The following is a 6,515-nucleotide window of genomic DNA, read 5'->3' as shown; positions in this document are numbered from 1 at the left end:
AGGGATCCCTCAGCGCAATGCGGGGTTTTTTATTTTTACAGTCAGCAGATTAAGGCAGGATAGACGGTTGGTCCGCCCCTTCTTTTTCCACTTTCTGAACGATCAGGTGTTCACGCTTCATACCCAGTTTCAGCGCCAGAGCGGAAGAAACATAGATAGAAGAGATCGTACCGATGATCACACCGATAAACATCGTCAACGAGAAGCCATGCAACAATGCTCCACCGAAGACCATGAGGATCACAATCATCGCCAGCGTGGTCGCAGATGTGATGATGGTACGATGCAACGTCTGTGTCAGAGAAATGTTGGTAATCTCGTAAGGTGTGCCACGACGAACCTTGCGGAAGTTCTCACGAATACGGTCAGATACTACGATCTTATCGTTAAGTGAATAACCAATTACCGACATCAGTGACGCAATGATCGTGAGGTCAACCTCAATAGAGAACAGAGACAGCAGCCCCATCGTGATGATCGTATCGTGCGCCAAAGCCAGTACGGCTCCCATCGCCAGACGCCATTCAAAACGAAAACCGATGTAAATAAGGATAGCAATCAGCGCAGACATCAGCGCCAATGCGCCCGCCTGTGCCAAATCGCTCCCCACGCTCGGCCCGACAAACTCAATACGTTTCACCGTTGCATGCTGCTGGAAGGTATCATTCACCACCTTCAGCACTTTGTTACCGAGCGCTTCGTTCTCGCTGCCAGAAACCGGTGGCATACGTACCATCACGTCACGGCTGCTACCGAAATTCTGCACCTGCGGCTCTGAAAACCCAGAGGTCTCCAATGAACTACGCAGGACATCGAGATCGATCGGTTTCTCAAGGCTAATCTCAATAACCGTACCACCGGTAAAATCGAGCCCCCAGTTGAAACCACGCACACCCATAACCACGATAGAAGCGATGATCAGCAGACCGGAAATGGCAAATGCCAATGTGTCCCAGCGCATGAAATCATAGACTTTACGCCCATGATTGAGTTGTTCAATGTTGTATTCCTGTTCCTGTGCCACAACGCACTCCTAGATAGACAGCTTGTTGATACGTTTACCGCCGTAAAGCAGGTTAACGATGGCACGAGTACCGACGATCGCCGTAAACATTGAGGTCGCAATCCCAATCGCAGTCGTGATAGCAAACCCTTTGATAGAACCGGTACCAACCGCATACAGGATGATGACTTTAATCAACGTCGTGACGTTCGCATCAACAATCGAACTGAACGCACCTTTGTAGCCCTCATGAATGGCCTGTTGCACAGAGCGACCATTACTGAGTTCTTCCTTGATACGTTCGTTAATGAGTACGTTAGCATCGACTGCAACCGCCAGCGTAAGCACGATACCCGCGATACCCGGCATGGTCAGCGTTGCCCCTGGCAGCAGCGACATCACGCCGACAATCAACACCAGATTAGCAACCAATGCACTGGTCGCGATAACACCAAACTTCTTGTAGAAGAAGACCATAAACAGGATCGATGCGATCAAGCCCCACAAACAGGCTTCCAGCCCCTGAGTGATGTTTTGCATCCCCAGCGTTGGCCCAATCGTACGTTCTTCAACAATCTGGATCGGTGCAATCAGCGCACCCGCACGCAACAGCAGAGAAAGCTGACGCGCTTCGTTCGGGTTATCAATACCAGTAATACGGAAGCTGTTACCCAGTCGAGACTGGATCGTCGCTACGTTGATCACTTCTTCGTGTTTTTCCAATATCGAGCGGCCAGTCGCATCTTTCTTGCCGCTGTCTTTGTATTCCACAAAGAGCGTCGCCATCAGCTTGCCGATACTGTCTTTGGTGAAGTTGGACATGGTGTTGCCACCCGCGCTGTCCAGAGAAATATTCACCTGAGGCTGGTTATATTCATCCGTACTCGATGTCGAATCGGTAATATGGTCGCCCGTCAGAATCACGCGTTTGAACAACACCACCGGTGAGCCGTCACGCATGTTCTTCACTTCAGAGTCGCCCGGCACGCGGCCGTTCGCCGCTGCGGTCGCATCAGCATTACTGTTGACCAGACGGAATTCCAGCGTAGCGGTTGCACCAAGAATTTCTTTCGCGCGCGCCGTATCCTGAATACCCGGTAACTCAACGACGATACGGTCAGCACCCTGACGTTGTACCAGCGGTTCAGCAACACCCAGTTGGTTCACACGGTTACGCAGGATATTGATGTTCTGCTGTACAGCGTATTCACGTGCTTCACGCAGACGTTCGTCAGACATCACTGCGCGTAGCAGGTTGCTTCCGCTGCCGCTGCCGCTGAGAACCAGGTTGCGGTGACGAGTCGTCAGATAATTGAGGCCGTCATCACGCGTTTGAGCATCACGGAAACGAATTTCGACGCCGTAATTATCAATCTTGCGCACGGAGGCATAAGGAATGTTCTTCTCACGCAGATCGCTGCGCAAAGAGTCCATGGTTTGTTCTTGCAGTTTACCCAGCGCCGTATCCATATCCACTTCCATCAGGAAGTGAACGCCGCCGCGCAGGTCAAGCCCCAATTTCATCGGTTCAGCGCCCAACAACCGCAGCCAGGTTGGCGTAGCAGGTGCCAGGTTAAGTGCGACGACGAACTTTTCACCCAGCTCATTAACGAGCGCTTCACGCGCACGGAGCTGAATATCAGGGTTAGAGAAGCGAGCCAGAATTGCACCATTTTCCAATGCAATCGACTTACTGGTAATGTTCTGTTCTTTTAAAACATTCTGGACTTGGATCAGCGTCGTTTCGCTGGCGGCGGTTCCCCGCGCGCCAGTAACTTGTACCGCCGGATCCTCACCATATAGGTTAGGAAGTGCGTAGAGCAGGCCGACGAACAACACCACGACCAGCATCAGGTACTTCCACAAAGGATAACGATTTAACACGGCAGTTCCCTTCGGGAAAATCGGAAATTACAGGGCCTTAATCGTGCCCTTCGGCAGCACGGCAGCCACGAAATCACGTTTGATAACCACTTCATTGGTCTCGTTCAACGCAATCGCAATATAGCCAGTTTCGGACACTTTGGTTACGCGACCAACCAGACCACCGGTCGTTAAGACTTCATCGCCCTTGCCGATAGAATCCATTAACTTTTTGTGTTCCTTGGCGCGTTTTTGCTGAGGACGCAGGATCATAAAGTAGAAAATCAGACCAAAAACGGCCAGCATAATAACCAGAGAGTACGGGCTTCCCTGAGCCGGAGCGCCGGTTGCAGCTACAGCATCGGAGATGAAAAGACTCATGTAAATATCCTCTTTTTTGTCAAAAGATAAGCTATCAAAAAGATAAGTTATCAACCTTATAATCGTAAAAACGCTTCACAACAAAATACAATTCATAACAAAATACAATGCATAGCAAACGGATTATCAGCTGCTTGCGGCAACGTCTTTTTCAGCAAGCGGCGGAATCGGTTTGCCTATGCGTTGGTAAAAATCCACCACAAAGTGCTCTAATTTACCCTCTTCAATGGCCTGACGTAAACCTGCCATTAAACGCTGATAATAACGCAAGTTATGAATGGTATTGAGTCGTGCTCCGAGTATTTCGTTGCAACGGTCAAGATGATGCAAGTAGGCGCGGCTATAATTGCGACACGTGTAGCAATCACAGTGTTCATCCAGCGAGCTGACATCATCTTTATGCTTCGCATTACGGATTTTCACTACGCCATCAGTCACGAAGAGATGCCCGTTACGTGCGTTGCGCGTTGGCATCACACAGTCAAACATATCGACACCGCGGCGGACACCTTCGACTAAATCTTCTGGTTTGCCAACGCCCATCAAGTAGCGCGGTTTATCTTCTGGAATCTGCGGGCAAACGTGCTCCAGAATACGGTGCATATCTTCTTTCGGCTCACCGACAGCCAAACCGCCCACAGCGTACCCATCAAAGCCAATGTCTACCAGCCCTTTTACGGATACATCACGTAAATCTTCGTAAACACTTCCCTGAATAATACCGAATAACGCATTTTTATTCTCCAGCTCATCAAAGCGCTGACGGCTGCGTTTTGCCCAGCGCAGTGACATCTCCATCGAGCGCTTGGCGTAATCCCAATCGGCAGGGTACGGCGTGCACTCATCAAAGATCATGACGATGTCGGAACCGAGATCGTGCTGGATCTCCATCGATTTTTCCGGGCTCAGGAAAATCGAATCCCCGTTGATCGGGTTACGGAAATGCACGCCCTGTTCGGTAATCTTGCGAATATCGCCGAGGCTGAACACCTGAAAACCGCCGGAGTCCGTCAGAATCGGGCCGTGCCAGTTCATGAAATCGTGCAGATCGCCGTGCAGCTTCATGATTTCCTGGCCGGGACGCAGCCACAGATGGAACGTATTGCCGAGCAAAATCTGTGCGCCAGTTTCTTTCACTTCTTCCGGCGTCATGCCTTTCACCGTGCCGTACGTCCCCACGGGCATAAAAGCCGGGGTTTCCACTACGCCACGTTCAAAAATCAATCTACCGCGTCGCGCACGGCCGTCCGTTGTTTGTAATTCGTACTTCACTTAGCCTCCAGCATCAGAAAAACAGTCTGATGGTAATGATGTATTAACGCCTGACAGAGCGTGGTCTGTGGCGTTCCTATTATGTGGACAGCGGGTTTATCCCACGTTTTCCTGTTCGGCCATCGGGTTGTGCGTAATAAACATCGCATCACCGTAGCTGAAAAAACGATATTGCTCTGCCACCGCCTGACGGTAAGCAGACATCGTGTTCTGGTAACCGGCAAAGGCCGACACCAGCATGATTAACGTCGATTCGGGTAAATGGAAATTGGTCACCAACGCATCAATAATGCGGTAGTGATAACCCGGATAGATGAAAATTTTGGTATCGCCGAAGAACGGTTCGATCGCCGCATTCTGGCTAGCCTGCGCGGCACTTTCCAGTGAACGTACCGAGGTGGTGCCAACAGCGATCACGCGGTTTCCCCGCGCTTTACACGCAAGCACAGCATCAACGACGTCCTGCGGCACTTCGGCATATTCGGCGTGCATGATGTGATCTTCAATCGTATCGACGCGTACAGGCTGGAAAGTCCCCGCACCAACGTGCAGCGTAACGAACGCCATGTCGATGCCCTTCTCGCGCAGTGCGGCCAACATCGGCTCATCAAAATGCAAGCCCGCCGTCGGTGCCGCTACGGCACCCGGACGCTGGCTATACACCGTCTGATAAAGCTCGCGGTCGGCGTCTTCATCAGGCCTGTCAATATAAGGCGGCAACGGCATGTGGCCGATATCATTCAGAATCGACAGGACATCGCGAGAATCATCGAAATGCAGCTCAAATAGCGCATCGTGGCGAGCGGCCATCGTAGCCTTGACGCTTTCGTCATCGCCCAGCAGCAGTTCCGCACCCGGTTTTGGCGCTTTTGACGCCCGAACGTGCGCCAATACCCGATGGTCATCCAGCACGCGCTCTACCAGCACTTCCAGCTTGCCACCGCTGGCTTTACGGCCAAACAAACGAGCGGGAATCACGCGCGTATTGTTGAACACCAGCAGATCGCCAGGATTCAGTTTATCCAGCAAATCGGTAAACACGCCGTGCGTCAGATTTCCCGTCGGCCCGTCCAGCGATAGCAGGCGGCACCCACTGCGTTCCGCTTGTGGATAATGGGCAATCAATGATTCAGGAAGTTCAAACGAAAAATCGGTAACACGCATGGCAATTCACTTAGCTGTAATACATTAAAAATGGGCGGCCTAGTCTAGAGCCGCAAGCGCATGGCTGCAAGAAATAAGCACACGGCAGGCGTAATGCATCACAGTCAAAGTCGGCGGCTTCCCACTTTGCCATGTAAGAGGACGTGCATAATAAAAGAAGAAGCGGATATACTATTCCAATGAATTTTCTTGCTCACCTCCATCTGGCCACGCTGGCCGACAGCTCCCTATTAGGTAATCTGATGGCGGATTTCGTGCGCGGCAACCCGCAGGACAGCTACGCTGACGAGATCGTCGCGGGTATTCGTCTGCATCGTCGCGTTGATTCACTGACCGACAGCCTGCCGGAAGTCAAACAGGCACGCCAGTATTTCAGCGATGAATTCCGCCGTGTGTCGCCGATTACGCTAGATGTACTGTGGGATCACTATCTTGCGCGTCACTGGCTACAGCTGGTACCGGATACGCCCTTGCAAGCCTTTATCGACGATGCCCAATCACAAATCGAGCCGCATCTGGCGCACACTCCTGAACGCTTTCAGAACCTGAATCGCTATCTGTGGCCGGAACGCTGGATGACGCGTTATGCAGAGCTGCCGTTTATCGCCGATGTGCTGCACAGAATGTCGGTACGCCGTCCGAAACTGGCTGCGCTGTCCGGCTCTTTTCAGGATATCGAGCAGCACTATCACCAATTTGAAACACTCTTCTGGCAGTTTTATCCACGGATGATGCAATTAGCGAAAGCGCAGCAGCTGTAAGATCGCGATTTTTCCGTTTTTCTACGCGACGTATACCCTAAATAATTCGAGTTGCGTGAAGGCGGCAAGCG

6 protein-coding genes are annotated in these 6,515 nt (G+C 51.5%); 1 reads left to right on the top strand and 5 read right to left on the bottom strand.

Annotated features, from left to right (window positions below; translation table 11 throughout):
* Positions 1-49: 49 nt before the first annotated feature.
* From secF to queA, 5 genes are all read right to left on the bottom strand, one after another.
* Entirely contained in the window at positions 50-961 is a 912-nt protein-coding gene (secF, locus tag K7X24_RS17545) for a protein translocase subunit SecF (protein ID WP_044206584.1), read from the bottom strand.
* A gap of 72 nt (positions 962-1,033) precedes the next feature.
* Complete coding sequence (gene secD, locus K7X24_RS17540; protein ID WP_224556219.1) at positions 1,034-2,887, bottom strand: protein translocase subunit SecD; 1,854 nt, start codon at positions 2,885-2,887, stop codon at positions 1,034-1,036.
* A gap of 27 nt (positions 2,888-2,914) precedes the next feature.
* Positions 2,915-3,247, bottom strand: a complete 333-nt coding sequence (gene yajC, locus K7X24_RS17535; RefSeq protein WP_010282033.1) for a preprotein translocase subunit YajC — start codon at positions 3,245-3,247, stop codon at positions 2,915-2,917.
* 126 nt (positions 3,248-3,373) lie between these two features.
* On the bottom strand, positions 3,374-4,519 hold the full coding sequence (gene tgt, locus K7X24_RS17530) for a tRNA guanosine(34) transglycosylase Tgt (protein WP_010299058.1): 1,146 nt from the start codon (positions 4,517-4,519) through the stop codon (positions 3,374-3,376).
* Positions 4,520-4,615: 96 nt separating this feature from the next.
* Complete coding sequence (gene queA, locus K7X24_RS17525) at positions 4,616-5,683, bottom strand: tRNA preQ1(34) S-adenosylmethionine ribosyltransferase-isomerase QueA (RefSeq protein WP_224556218.1); 1,068 nt, start codon at positions 5,681-5,683, stop codon at positions 4,616-4,618.
* 179 nt (positions 5,684-5,862) lie between these two features.
* On the opposite strand from queA, the gene K7X24_RS17520 reads away from it, so the two are divergent.
* Positions 5,863-6,444, top strand: a complete 582-nt coding sequence (locus K7X24_RS17520) for an ACP phosphodiesterase (protein WP_010299053.1) — start codon at positions 5,863-5,865, stop codon at positions 6,442-6,444.
* Positions 6,445-6,515 lie beyond the last annotated feature (71 nt).

The organism is Pectobacterium versatile, assembly GCF_020166435.1.
Classification (GTDB): domain Bacteria; phylum Pseudomonadota; class Gammaproteobacteria; order Enterobacterales; family Enterobacteriaceae; genus Pectobacterium; species Pectobacterium versatile.
Note: the sequence above shows the minus strand (reverse complement) of the source record. Positions and strands in the feature narration are given on the sequence as shown.